Raw genomic sequence first — 20,887 nt, 5'->3', positions numbered from 1 at the left:
TCTCCAAACCCCAACGACATGTAGAAAAATTCAACAGTTTAAAATACTACCACCACTAAGACTTCAGGTTAAAAGCATGAAAATCAAATAATTACGATCTCTCTAATGGTCTGGCATGGTTCTGAACGGATGGTTATCAAACATTTTAAATTTTTAACCAACCAATAAAAAAGTAAATAAATATGAAAACGTTAATTAGAACAATAGCCGCTTCAATGATCATTGCAGGAACCGCAGCATTGAGCACAACAGCCGTCGCACAGGTAGAAAAACAGGATGAGAAAGTTGAGATTAGAATGACAGAGGTACCTTCCTCTGTTTCTGAAACAATTTCTTCTGACTACGCTGACTGGAAAGCCTCCAAAGTATATAAGGTAATTGACCCTAAAACAAGCAAAACGGTTTATGAAGTACACTTCACAAGCCCGCAGGGAGCACCTGAAAAGAAAAAGTTCAGCGCTGAGGGTAAAGAACTTGACGGATAATTAATTGTAAGCAACACTTTTCGCAAAAGAAGAGGCCTGCTCAAAACCCAGGATATCAAAATTTAGAAAATTAGGGTTTATTCAGGCTTCTTTTCCTTTTTATAAAAATTCACACTTAAAGCTCACTAAGACTTACCATGTACTGTAACACAACTTTATTATCTACTCTGTCATACTAAGTAGCCATTCGGAATGGCCAAATCGCCTCCACTTAACTTTAGTCAAATCCACACTTTCATCATAAAGCGGCTGTTGCTCTCTTCCATTTAAACTGACTTTCCCTACTGCATAAATCGCAACATCAGGGAATCCTCTTTGGGCATAATCAGATTTTAAAATCTGCACAAATTGCCAACACATATCCGGACGAGTAGCTATAGCCCTGGATTGTTTGTAGGTCAAATATTGAGTTGGATTCACTTTCCATTTCCGGCCTGTTTCCTCATCTACCACCCTAAAAAATACATAGCCTGACTTTACTCTAAGCATCATGTGCCATGAGAGACGATGGCCCTCCTCAGTCCAGTGCACATTGCCGGGAAACAGCCAATGACGTAATGGTAATGATATTTGCATAATGAAGTACAAGCCTATAATATAAACCCAGGCAATTTTTGGCCTGTATATATCAACGTGCTCTGCTATGGGTTTCTTTTTGAAGAAAACCTTGCGTATAACTGTTGGCTCAAAGAAAAATACACCTAAAGCAATTCCCATATATGGGAACACACCTACCTGAAAAATGATGGAGTTAAACAAGTGGAAAAATATTGAGGCAATAAATGCATATTTTCTGGTTTTCTTCCAGATAAGTCCAGGTGCAATAAGCAGGTCAAACAGAATACCTCCATATGCAATGACATGTTGAAACCACTCTTCAGCCAGAAGTGGGCCGATTAGAAAATAGTCGCTTTTATAATCAAACCATATACTAATTGGCTTAGCCGCGATCCAATCAGGATACATCTTTGCCACTGAAGCATAGATATATACAATGCTAGTTTGTATTGCAAAAATCCATAAACACCATTGTGGGCAGGTAAGGCTTTTTTTCTCAGGGTGTCTTGTGGCATCTATTGATGCATATCTATGTGCAGGAACCAAACACATCAGCAGACATAATAACACCAGAAGATAGTAATGATTATTATAGTTGGTCTTCTGCATAAAATACACAGCTGACCACATAATAGTATAAATCCCAATACCTAGCCGGTAATAGAACCCAAATAAAACCATTAAACCAGCTATACCCATTACGATATAATAAACATACATGCCATAGCCAGGTAATGGCTGTAACCATGGGAAATCTAAAAATGGAAAAGTGTATTGAGGCTCTATAAAAGCCCTTCTTACCCACCCGGTTAGGATAGCTCCCCAAGCTTCTAAAAATATAAGCAAGCCAAAAACGATCCTAAAAAGGATAAGGGGACTATTATCAACCGGACGAAATAGTTTTTGTGTAAAAGTCATGCCTTTCTTTGTTTATCAACCTGAAAATCAAAAATATCCGCCCGTTGATAGTGCCCGCTCACATCCAGTGTCATTTGTTCTTTTACTCGCTCAGAAAGGTCTATTTCAGCAGTTACAAGCCCTTCTTCTTCATACATAGGGTCTACCACAAACTCTCCTCGAGGATCAATAATGCAACTTCCTCCACAAAGTACCAGCTTGTCAGGATCATTGATGAGTTCCTCCGGCAGTGACAGTTCCTGAGGAAATTCAGATGCTCTCATCATTTGTCCCGCTGCCAAAACAAAGCACCTTCCTTCAAAAGCATATTGCCTACTGGCTATAAGATGTTCTTCATGTACAGTTGGCCATACAGCTACATGAATATCCTCAGCCTCATCATGTAGGCTCTGTCGAGTCAAGGGCATCCAGTGCTCCCAGCAAACCAAAGCCCCCACGTTACCTACTGAAGTTTCTGCCACCTGCAACCCATGGCCGTCTCCCAAACCATAGATCATTCGCTCGGTATATGTAGGTACAAGCTTTCGGTGATGGTTAGCCAACTTTCCCTGATTATTAAATGTCAGCAATGCATTATATACCGTACCGCTACCCCTGCCTTTTTTAACCACCTCGTTCACTCCAATAACTATCGACATGCCATACTTTTGAGCTAAAGCACCAATCCGCCGAGTCTCCCTGCCAGGAATTTCTATACTGCTTTGGCGTAATTTAAGGTAAGCCGCTTTGGTAGCTGCACTATCCCATTGCGCCACTTCAGGACAATGATCTAGCCATACAGGGTAACCGGAAAGCCAGGTTTCACCAAAAACAAGTAATTCCATATTTTCTGAGGCTGCCTGTTCCACAATTTGCTCAAGCCGGACCAAGCTTTTCTCAAGGTTGAGGTAGTGAGCCGAATACTGTGCTATACCTACTTTATGTAACGACATATTTTTAAATTTCTACCAGTAGTTATGGGTAATACTAACTGGGTGAAGATAAAAAAAGCCACCCAGAAAGCGTATCCGGATGACTGAATAAATGACCTAATATACCCTAATCAGAATTTGATGCCCAAATCGAGCGCCAGATAATCATTTTTAAAAGTGATGTCGTCATCAAGTCTCACCTGATCCCCAATAGTGTTTAAAAGACCACGACTATAGGAAAATCCACCAAACACAATAGTGTTCAAACCAACCTTATATTCCAATCCTACACCAATCAACAGTGAAGAATCAAAAAGCTTAAAATCCTCAACATAGTAATAGCGATCTTTCTTGGGGTCTTCTTTCACATTTACTTCCATGGTGGCTCCCATCTGGAAATATATCCGTTTGTCGAGAGCCACCTCATTTGTATAAAGTTTTAACGTAAGTGGTATCTGAATATACTGCAAAGAATACTCCTCCACCTCTGTACCTGTTACCTGTTTTGCTTTTAGTCCTGCTCTTTTAGAAACAAGCAGTAAGCCCGTGCTCACAAAATAATTATCCGTAAGCTGAAAATCGGCAATAGGGCCGGCAACAAAACGTAAACCTGCTCCATCAGTACTGAATGAAACTGTATCTGACTTAGCATCTATTCTGTTTGTTGAAATAGTTGGACTAAATTTGAAGCCAAGCTGAAACTGGGAAAAACCAGTAGTAACAACACATAAGAATATGATCATCAACAGAATTTTTCTCATGAATCTATAATTTTTTAGTTATTTAGCATGTTCAATAGTAAAAAACACTAACGACAAAATAAGCGAATAGTTTAATCATGGAAAAAAGCCTCCGACTTTTATTAATACCTGCCCTTTTTATCTTATGGTTGTCATCATGTAATAATGAAAGTAACGAATGTGTCTATCAGCCTGATATAAGCAATATCGAAATAAATGTAGAAATAGAACGGCTTGAGGATGACCTGTTGGGTGTAAAAAGCCGAGCCGATCTCAGGCAATTCCTAAAAGATAACCCGGTAATTACTGAGATTTTTCTTAAAAGAAATCAATACCCTGATGACTCCATCATGATGGAAGCTCTGTATAAAAGATTCCAAAATCCGCATATAGATACTTTAAAAAGTGAGATAGGCCGGGTATTCGGTGACCTTAGTGAGCTTAAAGCTGATATTTCGACAGCTTTTGCTAACTTAAAATATTATTATCCTGATTTCAAGACTCCAAAGATACAAACCATCGCCACTGGACTGGATCATGATCTTTTTGTCTCTGATTCACTGATCGTTATAGGATTGGATTATTACCTCGGAGACAGTGCCAAATATCGCCCACTAGGCCTCTATGGTTATATGCTTGAAAGGTACAGACCTCAGTACATTATGCCCTCAGTGATGCTACTTTATGGTATATCCCCCATGTTTAACAAAACGGATGTTTCAGATAAAACTATACTTGCCGACATGATAGGCTACGGCAAATCTTTCTACTTCGCCAAGCACATGATGCCATGCACGCCAGACAGTGTCCTGATCTGGTATTCAAGCGATGAAATTGATGGGGCCAGAAAAAACCAGGATATCATTTGGGCTCATTTTCTTGAAAATCAATTGCTGTATGAAACAAATCATATGGTGAAGAAGAAGTATATTGATGAACGCCCTAAGACCTTTGAAATAGGGGAGAAGGCCCCTGGAAGAATTGCAACCTGGGTGGGCTGGCAAATTGTTAAGCAATACATGGAAGAGGAAGAAGTAACCTTGCAAGAACTGATGCAAGAGCCTGATCCCAGAAAAGTTTTTAATAACTCAAATTACCGCCCAGAACGTAAGTAAGAGATTACATTTCTGCGAATGGATCATGTCCATTATTAAGGTCTGCAGCACTCATGGCAAGCTCTACCCCTGACACTTCTACATTCACCACCCCGTGATGAAATGAAGAAATGCGTGCACCAGTGGTGTAAGTTTGCCAGCCATCCCAGCTAAACTTCATGCCCCCAAGCGGTATAATTTTAACCCATAACTTCCAGGCTACCGGAAGGCCATCTTCATTTAATAACCAAAGGTAGCTGTCTCCTGGAGTTACACCCCCTGAAGTATATTGTACAAGCAGTGCATCTCCATGCTCGGTTTTTACTATGCTTCTTTTAGTGCCAGGGTCCCTAGCCTTAAAGGGAGCCGCCAGCCAGAAGGAATCATTAGTAAAATATTCCCACGCCATTTGTAAAGCATCAATTGCCTCATTTCCAGATAGTAAAATACCTCCCTGAAATGCTTTTCCAGATTGACTGTTAGTATTTAAAAGCACCCGCATGTCGTCCCACTTCACTTCAACAAGATCCCGCTTTTTATCCCATAAAAAGTCATGCCCTCTATAGAAAGACCACTTAACAGCCACAGTACTATCCCAAGCCTCAAAGTTTACAGCTTTCAACATTTTATCAGCCAAAAGCTCAGCCTCCGGCCCCTCAACACCCTCTGGTAAGGGCTTGTCATACCAGCTATATAACATAAAAGCTGCCACAGCCAATATAGATAGCAGGATTAGTGTTTTTTTAAGCATACAATTAAAATTTGCCTCCCAAGATGGCCATTATAGACCTATTTAGGAAGTACTCTTTGTATATTTTACTTATTTCCCGATCTCAAAATAGATGAATAAACATAAGGCTTCGGTAAAAATGACTTAGGGAGCATATCGGGAAGGACATGACCTCTGCTTTTATTAATACATTATACTCGTGTAAGAAAAAGCTACGACTGACCAGAACTGTAGAGGTCAACAGCTAAAAAGTATAATCATTAAATTCTGGCTTGATAAGTATATAACTGATGATATCTACCTTCTCTCTCGATCAACTCATCATGCTGTCCTTGCTCCACAATTTCACCCTTCTCTATTACCAGTATCTGATCTGCCTGCCTAATGGTACTCAATCGGTGCGCAATCACAAAAGTAGTACGTCCCTGCATAAGTTCTTTTAGACTTTCCTGTATGTATGCCTCACTCTCCATGTCCAGATTTGATGTGGCTTCATCAAGTATCAACACCTTGGGATCGGCCAATATAGCCCTGGCGATGGCGATTCGCTGTTGCTGACCGCCGGAGAGCTTAACCCCCCTTTCTCCAATCAGAGTATCCAGACCGTCTTCAAACCTGTCAGTAAATTCATCTACATGAGCGGCCTTCACCGCATTGTGCAGCTGCTCTTCACTAGCATCAGGGCGAGGGAATAAAATATTGTCACGAATGGTCCCTTCAAATAAAAAGTCGTTCTGCAAAACCACTCCCAACTGACTTCTGAAGCTATCCAACTTAACTTTACTCAGGTCAACACCGTCAACGGTAACTGTACCACTGAGGGGGGTGAGAAATGAAGCAGCCAAGCCGGCAATAGTGGTTTTACCTGAGCCAGACGTCCCGACAAGGGCAGTAACTGAGCCAGGAGGAGCTTTAAAACTTATATTCTTGACTACCGCCTTCCCTTCTTCATACGCAAATGAAACATCTTTAAAGTTGATCTCTCCTCGTATATTGTCAATACGCTCAGTTCGAGAAACTTCATCATCCTCAAGAGGTGTATTCAGAATTTCTTCGGTACGATCCAATCCCGCGAAAGCTTCGGTTAACTGACTCCCGATATTGCTCATCTGGACAATAGGAGCAATCATGAAACCCAGGTAGAGAGTAAAGGCAAGAAAATCCCCAAAAGAAAGGTCATTATGCATGATCATATAGCCTCCAATACCCATAATGCCTGTAGAGGCAAGTCCCAACAAAAGTGTAGCTGAGCTAGTAACAAGGCTGGTAGAAGTCAAGCTTTTCTTGATGTTCAGAAATAGTTTGTTGACCCCCGTTTCAAAAGTCTTTATTTCCTGCTCCTCGGCATTGAACCCCTTGATCACACGCACGCCACCAAGTGTTTCCGTTAACCTGCCTGTTACTTCAGCATTGATCACACCACGTTCCCGAAATATCGGTCTGATATATCCAAAAGCCTTAAGAGAAATAACACCAAAGACAGCCACAGGAACCAAAACATATAAAGTCATCATGGGGCTGATGTTGATCAATAAAACCAAACAGATCACCGAGGTAAGAACACCCCCAAACAATTGAGCAAGCCCTGTACCTACGATATTTCTAACTCCTTCGACATCCGTCATAATACGCGATACCAACTCTCCCGTTTTAGTATTGTCAAAAAACCGTATAGGGAGCTTGATAATGTGGCGTTGAACCTTGGCTCGCAACTTGGCAATGAGGTTTTGTGCTTCTACACTTAAAATTTGCGTTAACGCGAATGAAGTAACCGCCTGCACTAATACGGCTCCGGCAACGACCAGAAGCAGAAATTTTAACTTCTTCATATCACTTTTTGCAATAACATCATCCATCAGGTATTTACTCGCATAGGGCAAAACGAGTCCCGCCGGACGGCTTATGATTATTAGTATCAGACCAATAGATATATGCTTTCGCCTAGGCCACACGATCGTTTTAAAAACGTGACCTATGGTAACTTTTGATTTACTCATGGATATGATTCGGTAGTTAAGTTAGACCTTTCTACTAACGTAATTTGAAAAATTTGTTTGCCTTATCAGGCGATAATTTAAAAAGGAATCCCTATCTCATGGTTGGGCAAGTTTTGAGTTATAATTATGGGTTTAATCTGCATAAGCTTAAATTGAAGTTATATATTCGCCAAACAAATGCCTCTAAAACCCATCAACTGAGCAACAAATAGAACGGCTACCTCTCTAATTAAAAAGATAGCCGTCAATCAAACACAAGAAGGGGCACTCATTACCGATATTTTATTACAAGATATATCAGTAAAACGGCAACTCCTATACCCAATAACAGGATGCCCTCCCCATTCAATATTTTTTCAAGTGTTTTCAATTTTTGCTTCATTCAATGTACGTCTGTATTTTTTAATTAAAAACTCACCTCATCTGCACTTGGCCCGTAACTTCCGGGGATTGGTACATCCAGTAGCCTCAGGTACACCCCTAGCTGAGCTCGGTGGTGTACTATTTGACAGTAGACCATTCTCAACACTTCTGCTTTAGTATCGGAAGAATATACCTGATTGCCCTCACGCAGTATCCATGTATCGTTGAAACGCTCCTCATTCGCCTCCTCCAACTGGCTTTTGCCTTCCTTAAGCTTATCTTCAAACAATGTCATCAGTTCCTCAGTGCTATTTAGAACAGGAGCCACATAGGGCACTTCCGCCAAATCCAATTCATCCGTAGTAAGTGTCGTGGTGATCCAGCCAGGAAGTTCGGCAATATGGGTTGCAAGATTGAGTAAGGTCATGCTTTTGGTATGTGGCTGCCATTGAAACTTGGCATCTGGTATCCTCTCTAACATTTTACGGGTAGTTTGTGCCTCTTTCTCAAGTTCCGTTAAAAGTGCTTTAATCATTGTCATGGTTATTTTCTTTATAGTTTATTACAAAGAAAAACAGAGGTAGTGACAACCCTATGTCAGTAATGGTTTTGAGAAAAAACTTTTTTCAAAGTTTATCTCCAACCTTGATATTGATACCTACATCTGCAAGAGAGGAAGAGGTAAATATTGAAAACAGATAACTAGTCAAATCAGGAATTTATTTACAGTATTTCTGTTATCTTGTAATAACTCATGGAAAACACCAAATCAACACAATATATTTTTGTTTGCTCCGCTAAGGATTGTAAAAAGAACGGCAGCAAAAGACTCGAAAAGCTACTTAGTGGAAAGGTTAAAAACAGTAACTTAAAGTCATCTGTAGAAGTAATAAAAACAAAATGTATGGGCCATTGTAAAAAGGGTCCTAATGTAATATTGAACAACTCCCTTCACCATAAGGTGAAGGAGAATGATCTTGATAGTCTGCTTGCCCAATGTAAAGCAGCAGATACTTTGAAGGGTTAAAGGCCACCAGCTTCTGACTCAAGGCCTGTTTCAGTTCCATTATTCTCTAACTTGGCGATTTCCTGATCTATCGTCCAAAGACCAATGCCTTCTTCCCCGATAATATCGAATAATTCTACTGCCCGGCGAGCCAGTGTTTCTTCTTCACGCTGTTCAGTAACATACCATTGAAGGAAATTGAAGGTTGTAAAGTCTTTAACGTTGAAACAATGTTCTACCAATTCATTGATAGAATGTGTTACCTCAATTTCATGGGCAAGTATATCTTCAAAAACCTCTCTCAAAGAATCAAAATCATGTTTGATATTGGTTATCTCAGGCTGAAGTGCATGCCCACCAGCATTGTTAACATAGGCAAACAGCTTTAGCATGTGCTGTCTTTCTTCTTCTGAATGGTTGTATAAAAACTGTGCTGACTTGATGTACCCACGGGTATCGCACCAGGAAGCCATTGATAAATAGCTCGCTGAAGATAGACCTTCCATCAAAATCTGTTTGTTAAGTTTTTTCTCTGTTTCTTCTGTTAAAGATCTCTTTGAAGTAATAATTTGTTTAGCCATAGTTAATTATGTTTCCCTACTAAATTTAGTTATAAATCTATAGTTAATAATACTGCAAATCCTCAAGATGTTTGATGAAAAAGTAATTTATAATCATTTCAATTAGTGGCTGTACCTCTGTAGTATGAATGAGTTTCCGCCCTTGCCAATTAAGAGTCTCAGAACCCCTTACAAGCTAACCATGACACCCAAATAGACCCGGAAATCACTTTTTCGTCAAAAATCATGATTCAGATGAGTTTATCGACCATACTCTGAAAAGAATACAGTATTTTGGGTAGATATGTGCCTGAAGGACCCGAACCGATTAATAATACCAAGTTCAACCCCATTATTTGAGTAAGCCTGATCAATTTAAAGTTTATGGAAAACCCAATTTTTCTGACAATCCTCTTTTTGAAGTAGATGATGACCGAGATCCGTTTGTAGGAGTTTATACCGGTTTGAGTGGTGTATATTATTACTAACGGTATTATTTACCCCATTAGCCTAACTTTCTAATCAGAAAATAAAGAGACTGATTTCACATATGAACCAAGACCGGGAATTACTCTACGCACTAGCTGTTGGCATATAATGGGAGGCATAGAGTGCTCCTCTGAAGTACCTTAAATATGCAATGACATATTTTGGGTTTTTTTACAATTCTGTTGCGGCCTTGATCATTGTTAGAAATTATATACTTCCACAACCATCCCAGTAAAGCATGGTATGCCAACCCTTACATATAGCTCCACTTGGGTGTCCAGACAGCATGAGGTATTGTTGGTAGGAGGTGGCAATGCCCCTCCACAGGTAATAGCGCCTGTACACCCTATCACAAGTGTTCCTCCTCCTTTGACAGTATGCTCTTCACTACCCCTCATTGATGTAATGAAGCTCTTTACTTTTAGGTCGTTTAGGTTAAAACTTCTTTTTCATGGTTCTTGCACTTAATTTATCCTTACTCTAATAGCTTTTCAGGTTCCGCTAGGCTTTAGTGAAGACAAAAACAACAAGGTTACTTACCCGAATAATTTTTAATACAAACACAACTAATTTTAACACTTCGTGATTAGATTTGCGGCGCTTTTTTAGCAGTAAAATGTCAATCTATCGTAAAGTTCAGGCTATCGAACGGGTGTTCGCGAGCCTGGAGAGGGAAGTGGCTACCTTTCAGGAGTCCACGGGAATGAAGTGTCTGAGCGGATGTGGTGCATGTTGTAAAAAACCTGATATAGCTGCAACCCCGTTAGAATTTCTTCCATTAGCGTACCAGCTTTATAAAAGTGGTCAGGCCTATAAATGGTTTGAAGAATTACGCGCTGAACCGGAAATGGCTAATTGTAAAGCCTTCCTTCCTTTTGTAAGTGAAGGAGACAGAGGTTTTTGTAATCAATACAACCAAAGAGGGCTTATTTGCAGGCTTTTTGGCTTCTCAGCTATGCTTGATAAACAAGGAGTCCCGCAACTGATTACTTGTAAAACGATTAAAACAGAGTTTCCTGAAGCACACTCAGTATCAATAAAGCACATTGCCGATAAGCAGCCAGTGCCTATTATGCGTAATTTTTACTTTCAGCTACGTGCTATAGACACTGACCTGGGCCAAACTCTAATGCCTATAAACAAAGCTATTGAAGAAGCCATAAAAGTAGTGTTAAGCTACTACTCATATAGGCAGCGCCGAGGGGCCTGACATTATTGTTCAATTGACGCTGCCATGAAAGATATGAGATCTTTTCCATCAACATCATATTTTATTCTGATAGGATACAACACACCTCACAGTCTTCAATATAACCTTGTTGGGGAACAGGTATGTCTAATGTCATCGAAATTTGCTCCCCACAATATGGACATGTAAAGCAATACACTAACGTAGGCATGTGGAGAAGTAACAACTCAACTAGGAAAAAGTTGTATTGATTGCTCCTGCCTAATCATCTGTGGTAAATATAATTTTTTCGCTAGCTTAGTTACTTCAACTTTAAATATCTTAAAAATAATGCGATCGCTGTACTCTTTGGTTTTACTTTTAATGGTCAGCAGCTTGTCCATGGCTCAGACGCACAACGTTTATGAGATTTCTTTTGATAATGCGGTTCATCATGAAGCCACTGTCAAAGCCCATTTTACCGGACTCGAAAATAAAGTGCTCGAACTTAGAATGAGCCGAACATCTCCTGGTAGGTATGCACTTCATGAGTTTGCCAAAAATGTTTATCATGTAAAAGCAACTGACAGCAGAGGCAACAATCTGCAGGTGACCAGACCTAACCCATATCAATGGGATGTATCAGGCCATGATGGTACAGTGATTGTTACCTACACACTTTATGGAAACAGGGGAGATGGCACTTATACACAAGTAGATGAAACTCATGCTCACCTCAATATTCCGGCAACATTCATGTATGCCCCCCGCCTTGCACTCAGGCCGATAAAAGTTACTTTTAATGTACGTGAAGACCTGAATTGGAAAGTAGCAACCCAACTCAAACAACTCGACAAAAACACATACTATGCACCGAACCTTCATTATTTTATGGATAGTCCCACAGAAATTAGCAATTACTCTATACGCGAATTTACAGAGGAATCAAACGGTAAAACGTATAATATAAGGTTCATTTTACACCATAAAGGATCTGATGCGGACTTTGATACCTATGTAGATAAAGTAAAAAATATCGTAGCACAGGAAAAAGCCGTTTTCGGAGAGCTTCCCGATTATGACTTTGGAACCTATACTTTTTTGGGTTGCTATCTGGCTAATGTATCAGGAGATGGCATGGAGCACAGAAACTCGACGATCCTGACTGACGTGGAAGGACTTGCGGAAGGGGGAATGGAAAATAATATTGGCACGGTTTCTCATGAATATTTCCATGCGTGGAACGTAGAGCGGATCAGGCCATTAGCACTGGAACCCTTCGACTATACCTCAGCCAATATGTCAGGCGAGCTTTGGTTTGCAGAAGGTTTTACCAGCTACTATACTAACCTCATCTTATGCAGAGCAGGAGTTATTACACGTGAAGCCTATGTAGAAGGTCTGGCCGGCTCACTAAACTATGTCTGGAATTCTCCCGCATTGAAATATTTCAATCCTATTGAAATGAGCTATCAGGCACCATTTGTTGACGCTGCCCGCTCTGTTGACCCTGTCAACTGGACCAATACTTTTGTTTCTTATTATTCCTATGGAAGTGTATTAGGCCTTGCTCTTGACTTATCTTTAAGAAATCAGAAAAAGAACCTGACCTTAGATGGTTATATGCAATTGATGTGGAAAAAGTTTGGAAAAAACGAGATTCCTTATACTGTTAAAGATCTTGAAAATACTTTGACAGAGTATGCAGGGGAAGATTTTGCTAGCACGTTCTTCACTCAATATATTTATCAAAGCAATATGCCTGATTACAAAGTTCTAATGAATACTGCTGGAGTTATTTTTGAAAAGGCCAAACCAAGTACACCTTACCTCGGCGCATATGTCAAGTCTAATGATAGCAAAATGAAGGTTGTAACCAATCCTCATCAACAAAGCCCTCTATATAAAGCAGGTGTTGAGAATGGAGACTACATTCTTTCAATCGGTGAGCACGTCTTATCAGACACTACCAATATTTCTGATATACTCAAAGAGCATGAGATAAACAGTACGGTAACAGTAGTCTATGAAAGGGGTGGAGAGAGAAAAGAAACCATTATGCAAATGGAAAGTGACCCTGCATACAAAACAACACTTATAGAACTCCAGGGTAAAAAATTGAGTAAAGCTCAAAAGGAAACAAGGGAAGACTGGTTAGAAGCTAAATAAAGCCTTTACTAATAATTATAACGCTGATCAGCAGGTTCGTTAAAATTGGAATTATCAGGTATTCAGGGGTCTGAGCACCTGATTTCTTTTCAAAAAGATTTCACTTTTTATTTACTTGCGTCGTAAATCAGCCTCATTCCATCCAGTGTCAAGTACGGCTCTACAGCATCAAACTGATCATGTAAAGGCTTCAGTACTTTTGACAAACCACCGGTGGCCACTATTTTTAACTCGGAGGACAATTCATTCTCAATACGCTCAATCATCTTTTCAACAAGGCCAACGTAGCCCCATAATATACCCGATTGTATCGCAGTTGTAGTATCTACACCAATAACAGAACCCGGTAACTTTAATGGTATTTCCTGTAGTTTGACAGCATTACCCGCCAGCGCCTTCATGGCTGTTTTTAAGCCAGGAGCGATATTTACACCTTTTATTTTCTTGTCAGCCACAACAATAAATGTGAGGGCAGTACCAAAGTCCACCACCATACAATCATCATTGAACATGTGGTATGCCGCCGTAGCATCAGCAACCAAGTCAGTTCCAATTTGCTCAGGGCTCAGTACTTCCAACGGTAGGGGATTATAACTTTGCGGTCCAATAATGTAAGGGATTACTCCAAACTTCTGTTCCAGCTGTTTAGTAAGCATAGGAGTGAAGAAAGGGACTACACTACTGATAACAATGTCACTTACCTGATCGGGATGTTTAACATGCTTGTTTAAAGAATGATACAACTTGCCCTGGGCCTCATCCTTGGTGTCAATTCTCCAAACCTCTTGCCATTGACCCTCTTTGTAAAGGCCAAAAACAACATTTGTGTTTCCTATATCTGCTGCTAATAACATATTAACTTTGAATATCGTGGATCAATCGGGCATATCCAAAAGAATTTTCCTTATCTAGGAAGATTGGACATACTTTTTTTTCAAAAATATCATGAGTGGTCTTTTGGAGGTTCATATCGGCCAATGATCCGAAGGCTTCAAAAGCCAGAGACCAGAAAGTTTTATCGATTATTTCTATTTCAGAAAGCTCAACCTCACAGCCATTCTCTACAATTTCATCTTTATCAACCCTGTCAGGAAAACCCCCTCCCAGTGTAAATCTCAGCATTTTCCTCTCTTTTTTAACAGGTAGCCAAACTTCCGGTCTGGCTACCAATGTTCCCCACTCTTCATTGCTTACTACAGGAAAGTTCCACTTCTCATATCGTGCCACTTTACCTGTAGCATTGGCATAATATTCCTCGCCCATTTCAGCGGTCAAACATTTGATCTGTATCTGACCTTCTCTCAGCTTAATTCCCATGCGGGCCTGGTCTGTGTTACTCAAATAATAATCCGTTCTGGGAGCCTGAAAAAACGGCTCAAAAAAGTTAAACCAGTCAGACATCGCCTTTGGAAGCGCCCCTTCAAAGAACCATCTTACTTCTGTAGATGAAAGCATGAATTGTTAATAGTTTAAGGCTTATATAGTTTGCTTGAAATTCAGAACTATTGCTAAGACTCCATATCTTTCCTGTAAAGTTCCTCTATCTTTCTGAGATCATCTTCAGGAAGGTCAGGATTTTGCAAAAGGCGAAAGGCATCTGCAGGGGTTCGTATATTATATTTTTCTATAACATTGTCCCGCTTATCCTTTTTTCGCTTAGCCCTGATCATGAAAAACATAACAACCTGAAGGATCAGTACCAACGACACAAACAACAATAACCAGTTCACATCAAAGTTTTTTAAAAGTTAAGAAATATAAAACAAATTTGACGTCATGCGAGATCAGATAAAAGCTTATGAAGAACAGGCCAAAGCTATAGAGCCCAATGCCGAACAACGATGTACACTCCGTGAAGCCATAGTTAATTATACGGAGCAATTCCTTGAAAATATTCACGACCTGGAAAAAATTCCTGCTTTTCAAGTACATGATACTGGTATTGACCTCACAAAACAACCTATTTCCGACAACCCTATCGAACTTGAGAAGGCTATAGAGCTGATAGCAAAAAGTGTAGATAGGGAGGGGTTGAACCCTGCGTCAGGTGGACACTTTGGGTATATTCCCGGAGGGGGGATTTATAGTTCTTCCCTGGGTGATTATTGGGCGGATATTACCAACCGTTATGCCGGGGTATTTTTTGCCAATTCTGGTGCAGTGCGTATGGAAAACCACCTGATCAATTGGATGAAAGAGCTTGTAGGCTATCCGGAATCCGCCCTAGGAAATTTAGCATCTGGAGGCAGTATTGCCAACCTGACTGCTATTGTGGCAGCCCGTGACACCGCTGATATACGTGCACACAACATCTCTCGACATGTGATTTACTTATCAAAGCAGGCCCATCATTGCATAAATAAGGCCATTCACATTGCAGGCCTTAAGGAGTGTCAGGTTCGTCACATATCTCTTAACGATAGGTTTAAAATGGATATGGACGCTCTCAAAGAAACTATAGCATTCGACATTAAAAATGGCCTAAAGCCGTGGCTTCTGGTAGGATCAGCAGGTACTACTGATACCGGCGCAATTGACCCTCTAAATGACATGGCACAGATTGCCCAAAAACACGAAATGTGGTTCCATATAGATGCCGCTTATGGGGGCTTCTTTATGCTCACAGACTATGGGAAAAGGCAATTCCACGGGATTGAGAGATCAGACTCTCTGGTGATGGACCCACATAAAGGCCTTTTTCTTCCATATGGAATAGGTGTAGTCATTGTCAAAAACGGTGAAGCACTCAGAAATAGCTTTACCTATAAAGCCAGTTACATGCAGGATATCTCGAGCCTAGCTGATGAATGTTTCTCCAGAATTAACGAAACATTTTAGGGGCTTACGTATGTGGTTACCTCTTATGATCCATGGAGTGAACCCATTCAGGTCAGCACTTGATGAAAAGCTATTGCTGACGAGGTACCTCTATTTACAACTTCAAAAAATTCCCAGTATAGAGGTAGGGCCTGAGCCCGAACTGACTGTGATCACTTTTAGGTTTATGCCCCATAAAGAAGACCCGAACAAGTTTAATCAGGAGGTTGCTAAAAAAATACATGACGATGGTCGCGTTTTTTTATCCACAACAACTATTGATGGAACCTATAAGTTAAGGTTTGCCATCTTGGCATTTAGAGCTCACCTTGAAAGCATAGATCTGGCCTTGGATATCTTAAAAGAGAAGTACGAAGAAGTTGTACAGGAGAAAAAAAAATGAGGCTGGCCGGTATTTCACGGTGCAGCCCCATTACCTAAACAAAACAAACTTATTGAGTAACCATTGTTATGGTATCAGTATTATCAGCAACATCGAATTTGAAAGAAGAAGTCTTGATGTTCTTCATGTTGTAAGCCCTTCTGAAACCTCAACAGTGCCATCAGGGTGCTCCATTTCATATGGTATATGTACCTAAAGGAGCAAAATCAAATTGCTGAGCAAACACTTCTTCGTTCATTTCCTTCTGGATATGAACCTTTGCTCCCTCTTTATTAAAAATATTGATTAATACGGTACCTTGGCTTTCGTTAAGGTAGACCAATTTATATTTGGCCTCTTCATTATTAACAATGGCTATCTTCTTTTTCGCAGCTAAATCTTTGTCATCATTTACATTTGCATAAGCCGTGCCAGCCAATAGCAGGGCTACCAGTATTGTTAGAATTTTCATACTTATTTGTTGTTTGACCTACACCATAAGACGCAGCTTTCCGGAGTAAAGGTTGCAATGAGCTTAATATATTTTGATAAACGGGTCAACTCTTCGGTCGGGCAGATGATGATAAAAGCTGAAATGACACAGGTAAGTGTTTAACAGTTTGGCTGTTTTCTATAGCTTTACGATATGACCTATGCAGAAAAAATTCTTGAGTATTATGCCAGTGTTTCCATACCACAGCAATTGCCCGATAGTGTGGAGGTGCTTTACCCCTTTGACCGCGAATACGTAAGTGCTATTCTGGAAACATTCTATCACAAGTATTTTAATGATAACCACTCCCGTACGTTTTTGATTGGAATAAACCCAGGTCGCTTTGGAGGTGGCTCAACAGGCATACCCTTTACTGACCCGATCAGACTTAAAGAGGAACTGAATATTGAAAATAACTTTGATCCAAAACAAGAGTTGTCATCGAGGTTTATTTATCAAATGATCCATGCAATAGGAGGACCAGAGATATTTTATAAAAACTTTTATTTCACATCCGTATCTCCGCTCGGCTTTGTAAAAGATGGCAAAAATCTCAATTATTACGACATCCCTGCTTTACAGGAGTGCCTTGAAGACTATATAGTGGAGGAGATGAAAAAGCAAATTGAATTTGGAGCTAAGGACACGGCTTTTAGCTTGGGCATGGGCAAGAATATTGCTTATCTTAAAAAGCTAAATGCCAAACACAAGCTGTTTAAAGAGATCATTCCCCTGCCTCATCCAAGGTGGATCATGCAGTATCGCCTAAAAAGACTGAACGAATTTATACAAGAGTATTATAATCAACTCAGTCGTACGATCGAGTAAAAGCAACATTTATACTATCTTTCGCTTAAAGATCTCCATAAATACAAAGTCGCATATGCCTGCCAGCCTGCCCATTGGTCAGAAAGCTCCCGTAGCTGCAAAGCAGTGGGTTTTTCCTTTTGTCCCCACAAGCTGCGTATAGCATTTTGTAAGCCTGCATCACCCATAGGAAAAGCCTCCACAAACCTAAGACAGCGCATTGACACATAGTTAGCGGTCCAGGCTCCGATACCGTGAAGTTTGGACAGCTCGGCCAAGGCATCTCTAAAGCTAAGTTGCTGCAAGTGGCTTTTAGAAATTCTACCTGCATCAAACATTTCGGCCAAATTAAGCACATAATCAGCCTTTTGCCTCGAAAACTGTATGGCCAAAAGGTCCTGCTTAGTGACAGCAGACAACTCTGCCGGAGACGGAAAGTAGTAATATCGTTGTCCGCCGAAATCTTGATAGCTACCAAACCTTTCCACCAGAGCTCTTTTCAATTTATAGGCAAACTTTAGGTTGATCTGCTGACCAATAACAGACCAGCAAAGCGCCTCAAAAAGATCATTGATCCCTATGAGCCTAAGGCCTGAGTACTTTGCTAACAATTGACTAAGCAAAGGGTCATTCGCTGCCAAAGTATAAAAATCACTAAGGTCTCTACCCAAATCAAACCAAGTATTTACATAGTTGACAATAGCTTCGTCCGGTATGCTACTACTCTGTGTCAATGTATTTACCTGTAATGCCTGAGGACTAGCCGATATCTTTATCAAAGCCTTTTTGTCATTGAAGGAAACAGCTTTGTATACTATTTCGTTTTCAATCCTGTAAAGACATTCATCAAGACCTCTATCCAGATACCAGAGGCATTCTTGATAACTAAAATGCTCAGGAAGGGGAATTTCTATCTGCATTATAATTTTCTTTAGTAGCAAAATATGAAAAGAAAACTGGTTAATTCCAGCGTCATTGCTTCAATTGGCTATGACAACGCAAACGAATTACTTGAAATGGAGTTCTCCGAAAGTGTGGATATTTATCAATATTACAATGTAGAACTACCTGTATGAATAACTCTATTAGCGCTGATTCTTCCTAGGTGTATTTTAACGCTCATATTAAATTCCAGCATGAAGAATATAAGATGGCCTAAACCTAAAAATTTATTTTTAAGCCAAATGACAATAGGCGGCCACGGTTCACGACACCTACGTCAGAAAGCGTAGTGGGCGTTCTGTAAATTTTATCCGTTAAATTATTAACGCTCCCAAACAGTGTCAGGTCTTCATATTTGAACTGTAGCCTGCTGTTTAAAACCAGGTATCCAGACTGATTGCTTACTTCCTTGATTTCTCCATGATATATCCCATTAAAATTGAAGTTGAACCTTCCAAATCTTATGTTAGCTCTGGCAGAGATCATTTGCTTTGGCATATAAGCAAAATCATCCATTAGCTTCGTAAATGTACCTGTAAAGGTAAACTTGTGAAATGGTCTATAGATCATTCCTAACTCAATCCCTGAGGTATGAATATCCTTAGGCAAATTATAGAACGTGGGTGCAAGTAAGGGGTTATTTTCTACCTGAACCGGTGGTGCTTCCGGATCAAGAAAAATCAGGTTTTCAATAGTATTATTAAAGTACGTGGCTGAAGCAGAAAACACATCAAAGCTTTGTGTGTAGGCAATCTCAATAGTCTTTATTTTCTCCGGGTCCAGTGCAGTGTTGCCATAATCAACGGGGTTATTCTGATCATAGAGCTCAAGATAATTTGGTGCCCTGAATGCCTGACCATACATGACTTTAACTATACCTTTCCATGGAGTGTTTCCAATTACCGCTCCTCGGGGGTTAAAACTAGTTCCAAAATCGCTGTAATTGTCTATCCTGGCACCATAAGTTACTTTTAGGTATTTGTTGAAGGTATGCTTATCCTGAATAAAAAAACCTAAAACATACCGCATATCGTCTATATTGTTGAACGGTAATTCGTATTCACGTATACCACCAAAATAGTTAAGTTCCCTATAGTCATGGGTGGTCAGCGATACCGCCTTGGAAATTCCTGCGCGCTCATAAGAAAACCCCGCGAGCAGTTCATTTTTTTCACTTAGTAACTGTGTGGCATCTGCATTTAAATTAATGGCCGAACTCTTCATAAATGGCCCTGCAAAAAAGTCCTCTGTCCACCCATCGTAGCCAGCAGGAAATATTACCGCCTTGGTTTTCCATGTTTCAACCCTTCTACCAACTTTGAAGTTGAACTTTAGTTTCTCCGTAAACTGTAAGGTGTATATTAGGTTTACCATAGTTTGAAATGACTCCTCGGAATTATTGAAGTCCGCAACACCCCCTAACCCATAATAACCTTTAAATTCACGTTCATGATGACGCATTTCCAACTTTAATCCCTTATAACTCACCCCGAGCATAGCGTCAAAACCTCGCTCCTGATCTGTCATATCCGAAGTCCTTCCTACAAGATCCGTAAAATCGTCAAACTCGTAGCCGTCGTTAGAAAAGCCCTTAACAAATGCGTTGATATCCACATTCTCATAGCTCTTAGAAAAATTGCCGGCCACCGACACACTTTGAAAATTGCCGTAAGAAAGCTGTATGTCATTGATGTTTTTTTTCGTTACAATATTTACAACCCCAAGAAAGGCATTGGAACCATATAAAGAAGATCCTGGTCCTCTTATTACTTCTATTTGCTTAATATTTTCAACGGGAACAAGCCTATTGATAATAGAAACACCACCCGTGTATAGATCATTGAGCTGGCTTCCATTGACCAAAAATAAAACTGACTCTGAAAGTGCTGTACTTCTACCTCTGGCACCCGTACGATAAGCTTTACCCTGCTCTATATCCAAACCTGTAAAATAACCAGGGACATAGTTAAGCAACTCTTCCACCGACCTTGCTCCCATACGCTCAATTTCCATGGCGGTAAATACATAAACAGAAGAAGGAGAATTAATATAGGCTTCTGCACTTTTTGATGCGACTGAAATCTCAAGGTTTATAAGTTCATCCACAGACATTTCAAAATACTGATCTATATCCTCATCCTAAGCATCAGCTACAATACCAAAGGATAGAGAAATTAGTGAAAACAAAATGCGGGCTCCAAGTATGACTCTCATACCGTTTTCTTAAACAATATTCAAAATGAATATATAAGATAAGC

Annotated in this window: 23 protein-coding genes and 1 pseudogene; 9 read left to right on the top strand and 15 right to left on the bottom strand. The window is 40.1% G+C overall.

Features of this window, described 5'->3' with window-relative positions; translation table 11 throughout:
• Positions 1–182: 182 nt before the first annotated feature.
• The gene (locus JMN32_RS13880; protein WP_202856942.1) at positions 183–485 is read left to right on the top strand and encodes a hypothetical protein; all 303 of its coding nucleotides are present in this window, start codon (positions 183–185) and stop codon (positions 483–485) included.
• A 162-nt stretch (positions 486–647) separates the two neighbouring features.
• Here the strand turns inward: JMN32_RS13880 and JMN32_RS13875 are convergent, their stop codons facing one another.
• The 3 genes from JMN32_RS13875 to JMN32_RS13865 form a co-directional block, all read right to left on the bottom strand.
• Positions 648–1,961, bottom strand: coding sequence for an HTTM domain-containing protein (locus JMN32_RS13875; protein WP_202856941.1), 1,314 nt, complete (start codon positions 1,959–1,961; stop codon positions 648–650).
• A complete protein-coding gene (locus JMN32_RS13870; RefSeq protein WP_202856940.1) occupies positions 1,958–2,893 on the bottom strand; it encodes a carbon-nitrogen hydrolase family protein in 936 nt (311 codons plus the stop codon). The genes JMN32_RS13875 and JMN32_RS13870 overlap by 4 nt, the downstream gene beginning before the upstream one ends.
• Positions 2,894–3,003: 110 nt before the next feature.
• A complete protein-coding gene (locus JMN32_RS13865; RefSeq protein WP_202856939.1) occupies positions 3,004–3,633 on the bottom strand; it encodes a porin family protein in 630 nt (209 codons plus the stop codon).
• Positions 3,634–3,710: 77 nt separating this feature from the next.
• Here JMN32_RS13865 and gldB point away from each other — a divergent pair, with 77 nt between their 5' ends.
• A complete protein-coding gene (gene gldB, locus JMN32_RS13860) occupies positions 3,711–4,727 on the top strand; it encodes a gliding motility lipoprotein GldB (RefSeq protein WP_202856938.1) in 1,017 nt (338 codons plus the stop codon).
• Positions 4,728–4,731: 4 nt separating this feature from the next.
• Here the strand turns inward: gldB and JMN32_RS13855 are convergent, their stop codons facing one another.
• The 3 genes from JMN32_RS13855 to JMN32_RS13845 all read right to left on the bottom strand — a co-directional run bounded on the left by JMN32_RS13855 (position 4,732) and on the right by JMN32_RS13845 (position 8,331).
• Complete coding sequence (locus tag JMN32_RS13855) at positions 4,732–5,457, bottom strand: hypothetical protein (RefSeq protein WP_202856937.1); 726 nt, start codon at positions 5,455–5,457, stop codon at positions 4,732–4,734.
• A 239-nt stretch (positions 5,458–5,696) separates the two neighbouring features.
• A complete protein-coding gene (locus JMN32_RS13850; protein ID WP_202856936.1) occupies positions 5,697–7,433 on the bottom strand; it encodes an ABC transporter ATP-binding protein in 1,737 nt (578 codons plus the stop codon).
• A gap of 406 nt (positions 7,434–7,839) precedes the next feature.
• Positions 7,840–8,331: a DinB family protein gene (locus JMN32_RS13845; protein ID WP_317191782.1), complete on the bottom strand. Its 492-nt coding sequence runs from the start codon at positions 8,329–8,331 to the stop codon at positions 7,840–7,842.
• A 219-nt stretch (positions 8,332–8,550) separates the two neighbouring features.
• Here JMN32_RS13845 and JMN32_RS13840 point away from each other — a divergent pair, with 219 nt between their 5' ends.
• Positions 8,551–8,823 (top strand): (2Fe-2S) ferredoxin domain-containing protein, encoded by a 273-nt coding sequence (locus JMN32_RS13840; RefSeq protein ID WP_202856934.1) that lies wholly within the window; start codon positions 8,551–8,553, stop codon positions 8,821–8,823.
• Here the strand turns inward: JMN32_RS13840 and JMN32_RS13835 are convergent.
• Both JMN32_RS13835 and JMN32_RS13830 read right to left on the bottom strand, forming a co-directional pair.
• Positions 8,820–9,383 (bottom strand): ferritin, encoded by a 564-nt coding sequence (locus JMN32_RS13835; RefSeq protein WP_202856933.1) that lies wholly within the window; start codon positions 9,381–9,383, stop codon positions 8,820–8,822. The genes JMN32_RS13840 and JMN32_RS13835 overlap by 4 nt on opposite strands.
• 668 nt (positions 9,384–10,051) lie before the next feature.
• Positions 10,052–10,279: pseudogene (locus JMN32_RS13830) on the bottom strand (pinensin family lanthipeptide); the annotation flags it as partial.
• 188 nt (positions 10,280–10,467) lie between these two features.
• Between JMN32_RS13830 and JMN32_RS13825 the strand changes: the two are divergent.
• Complete coding sequence (locus JMN32_RS13825) at positions 10,468–11,061, top strand: YkgJ family cysteine cluster protein (protein ID WP_202856932.1); 594 nt, start codon at positions 10,468–10,470, stop codon at positions 11,059–11,061.
• 61 nt (positions 11,062–11,122) lie between these two features.
• On the opposite strand, the gene JMN32_RS27335 is transcribed toward JMN32_RS13825, so the two are convergent.
• On the bottom strand, positions 11,123–11,197 hold the full coding sequence (locus JMN32_RS27335; RefSeq protein ID WP_238354480.1) for a CPXCG motif-containing cysteine-rich protein: 75 nt from the start codon (positions 11,195–11,197) through the stop codon (positions 11,123–11,125).
• 173 nt (positions 11,198–11,370) lie between these two features.
• On the opposite strand from JMN32_RS27335, the gene JMN32_RS13815 reads away from it, so the two are divergent.
• Entirely contained in the window at positions 11,371–13,188 is a 1,818-nt protein-coding gene (locus JMN32_RS13815) for a M61 family metallopeptidase (protein WP_238354471.1), read from the top strand.
• A gap of 107 nt (positions 13,189–13,295) precedes the next feature.
• Here JMN32_RS13815 and JMN32_RS13810 read toward each other — a convergent pair whose 3' ends face one another.
• From JMN32_RS13810 to JMN32_RS13800, 3 genes are read right to left on the bottom strand one after another with little or no spacing between them, the layout of a single operon-like run.
• The gene (locus JMN32_RS13810; RefSeq protein ID WP_202856931.1) at positions 13,296–14,042 is read right to left on the bottom strand and encodes a type III pantothenate kinase; all 747 of its coding nucleotides are present in this window, start codon (positions 14,040–14,042) and stop codon (positions 13,296–13,298) included.
• 1 nt (position 14,043) lies between these two features.
• Positions 14,044–14,643 (bottom strand): hypothetical protein, encoded by a 600-nt coding sequence (locus JMN32_RS13805; protein ID WP_202856930.1) that lies wholly within the window; start codon positions 14,641–14,643, stop codon positions 14,044–14,046.
• Positions 14,644–14,696: 53 nt separating this feature from the next.
• Positions 14,697–14,918, bottom strand: a complete 222-nt coding sequence (locus tag JMN32_RS13800; protein WP_202856929.1) for a hypothetical protein — start codon at positions 14,916–14,918, stop codon at positions 14,697–14,699.
• Between the two features lie 46 nt (positions 14,919–14,964).
• Between JMN32_RS13800 and JMN32_RS13795 the strand changes: the two genes are divergently transcribed.
• Together JMN32_RS13795 and JMN32_RS13790 are read left to right on the top strand one after the other, a co-directional pair.
• Positions 14,965–16,026, top strand: a complete 1,062-nt coding sequence (locus tag JMN32_RS13795; protein WP_202856928.1) for a pyridoxal phosphate-dependent decarboxylase family protein — start codon at positions 14,965–14,967, stop codon at positions 16,024–16,026.
• 10 nt (positions 16,027–16,036) lie between these two features.
• On the top strand, positions 16,037–16,408 hold the full coding sequence (locus tag JMN32_RS13790) for a hypothetical protein (RefSeq protein WP_202856927.1): 372 nt from the start codon (positions 16,037–16,039) through the stop codon (positions 16,406–16,408).
• A gap of 175 nt (positions 16,409–16,583) precedes the next feature.
• Here the strand turns inward: JMN32_RS13790 and JMN32_RS13785 are convergent, their stop codons facing one another.
• On the bottom strand, positions 16,584–16,859 hold the full coding sequence (locus JMN32_RS13785; RefSeq protein ID WP_202856926.1) for a hypothetical protein: 276 nt from the start codon (positions 16,857–16,859) through the stop codon (positions 16,584–16,586).
• 174 nt (positions 16,860–17,033) lie between these two features.
• Between JMN32_RS13785 and JMN32_RS13780 the strand changes: the two genes are divergently transcribed.
• Positions 17,034–17,708, top strand: coding sequence for a uracil-DNA glycosylase family protein (locus JMN32_RS13780; RefSeq protein ID WP_202856925.1), 675 nt, complete (start codon positions 17,034–17,036; stop codon positions 17,706–17,708).
• 14 nt (positions 17,709–17,722) lie between these two features.
• Here the strand turns inward: JMN32_RS13780 and JMN32_RS13775 are convergent, their stop codons facing one another.
• Positions 17,723–18,607: a DNA-3-methyladenine glycosylase family protein gene (locus JMN32_RS13775; protein ID WP_202856924.1), complete on the bottom strand. Its 885-nt coding sequence runs from the start codon at positions 18,605–18,607 to the stop codon at positions 17,723–17,725.
• Between the two features lie 24 nt (positions 18,608–18,631).
• On the opposite strand from JMN32_RS13775, the gene JMN32_RS13770 reads away from it, so the two are divergent.
• Positions 18,632–18,763, top strand: coding sequence for a KTSC domain-containing protein (locus JMN32_RS13770; protein ID WP_202856923.1), 132 nt, complete (start codon positions 18,632–18,634; stop codon positions 18,761–18,763).
• An 85-nt stretch (positions 18,764–18,848) separates the two neighbouring features.
• Here the strand turns inward: JMN32_RS13770 and JMN32_RS13765 are convergent, their stop codons facing one another.
• Positions 18,849–20,741, bottom strand: coding sequence for a TonB-dependent receptor plug domain-containing protein (locus JMN32_RS13765; RefSeq protein WP_202856922.1), 1,893 nt, complete (start codon positions 20,739–20,741; stop codon positions 18,849–18,851).
• Between the last annotated feature and the right edge of the window lie 146 nt (positions 20,742–20,887).

The organism is Fulvivirga marina, assembly GCF_016775155.1.
GTDB lineage: Bacteria > Bacteroidota > Bacteroidia > Cytophagales > Cyclobacteriaceae > Fulvivirga > Fulvivirga marina.
This window is presented reverse-complemented; position numbering and strand designations above follow the sequence as displayed.

What these genes read in the sequence shown, in the direction of transcription:
- JMN32_RS13880 (WP_202856942.1), top strand. Translation starts at nt 183, where the DNA reads ATGAAAACGTTAATTAGAACAATAGCCGCTTCAATGATCATTGCAGGA.
- JMN32_RS13875 (WP_202856941.1), bottom strand. Translation starts at nt 1,961, where the DNA reads ATGACTTTTACACAAAAACTATTTCGTCCGGTTGATAATAGTCCCCTT.
- JMN32_RS13870 (WP_202856940.1), bottom strand. Translation starts at nt 2,893, where the DNA reads ATGTCGTTACATAAAGTAGGTATAGCACAGTATTCGGCTCACTACCTC.
- JMN32_RS13865 (WP_202856939.1), bottom strand. Translation starts at nt 3,633, where the DNA reads ATGAGAAAAATTCTGTTGATGATCATATTCTTATGTGTTGTTACTACT.
- gldB (WP_202856938.1), top strand. Translation starts at nt 3,711, where the DNA reads ATGGAAAAAAGCCTCCGACTTTTATTAATACCTGCCCTTTTTATCTTA.
- JMN32_RS13855 (WP_202856937.1), bottom strand. Translation starts at nt 5,457, where the DNA reads ATGCTTAAAAAAACACTAATCCTGCTATCTATATTGGCTGTGGCAGCT.
- JMN32_RS13850 (WP_202856936.1), bottom strand. Translation starts at nt 7,433, where the DNA reads ATGAGTAAATCAAAAGTTACCATAGGTCACGTTTTTAAAACGATCGTG.
- JMN32_RS13845 (WP_317191782.1), bottom strand. Translation starts at nt 8,331, where the DNA reads ATGATTAAAGCACTTTTAACGGAACTTGAGAAAGAGGCACAAACTACC.
- JMN32_RS13840 (WP_202856934.1), top strand. Translation starts at nt 8,551, where the DNA reads ATGGAAAACACCAAATCAACACAATATATTTTTGTTTGCTCCGCTAAG.
- JMN32_RS13835 (WP_202856933.1), bottom strand. Translation starts at nt 9,383, where the DNA reads ATGGCTAAACAAATTATTACTTCAAAGAGATCTTTAACAGAAGAAACA.
- JMN32_RS13825 (WP_202856932.1), top strand. Translation starts at nt 10,468, where the DNA reads ATGTCAATCTATCGTAAAGTTCAGGCTATCGAACGGGTGTTCGCGAGC.
- JMN32_RS13815 (WP_238354471.1), top strand. Translation starts at nt 11,371, where the DNA reads ATGCGATCGCTGTACTCTTTGGTTTTACTTTTAATGGTCAGCAGCTTG.
- JMN32_RS13810 (WP_202856931.1), bottom strand. Translation starts at nt 14,042, where the DNA reads ATGTTATTAGCAGCAGATATAGGAAACACAAATGTTGTTTTTGGCCTT.
- JMN32_RS13805 (WP_202856930.1), bottom strand. Translation starts at nt 14,643, where the DNA reads ATGCTTTCATCTACAGAAGTAAGATGGTTCTTTGAAGGGGCGCTTCCA.
- JMN32_RS13795 (WP_202856928.1), top strand. Translation starts at nt 14,965, where the DNA reads ATGCGAGATCAGATAAAAGCTTATGAAGAACAGGCCAAAGCTATAGAG.
- JMN32_RS13790 (WP_202856927.1), top strand. Translation starts at nt 16,037, where the DNA reads ATGTGGTTACCTCTTATGATCCATGGAGTGAACCCATTCAGGTCAGCA.
- JMN32_RS13785 (WP_202856926.1), bottom strand. Translation starts at nt 16,859, where the DNA reads ATGAAAATTCTAACAATACTGGTAGCCCTGCTATTGGCTGGCACGGCT.
- JMN32_RS13780 (WP_202856925.1), top strand. Translation starts at nt 17,034, where the DNA reads ATGACCTATGCAGAAAAAATTCTTGAGTATTATGCCAGTGTTTCCATA.
- JMN32_RS13775 (WP_202856924.1), bottom strand. Translation starts at nt 18,607, where the DNA reads ATGCAGATAGAAATTCCCCTTCCTGAGCATTTTAGTTATCAAGAATGC.
- JMN32_RS13770 (WP_202856923.1), top strand. Translation starts at nt 18,632, where the DNA reads ATGAAAAGAAAACTGGTTAATTCCAGCGTCATTGCTTCAATTGGCTAT.
- JMN32_RS13765 (WP_202856922.1), bottom strand. Translation starts at nt 20,741, where the DNA reads ATGTCTGTGGATGAACTTATAAACCTTGAGATTTCAGTCGCATCAAAA.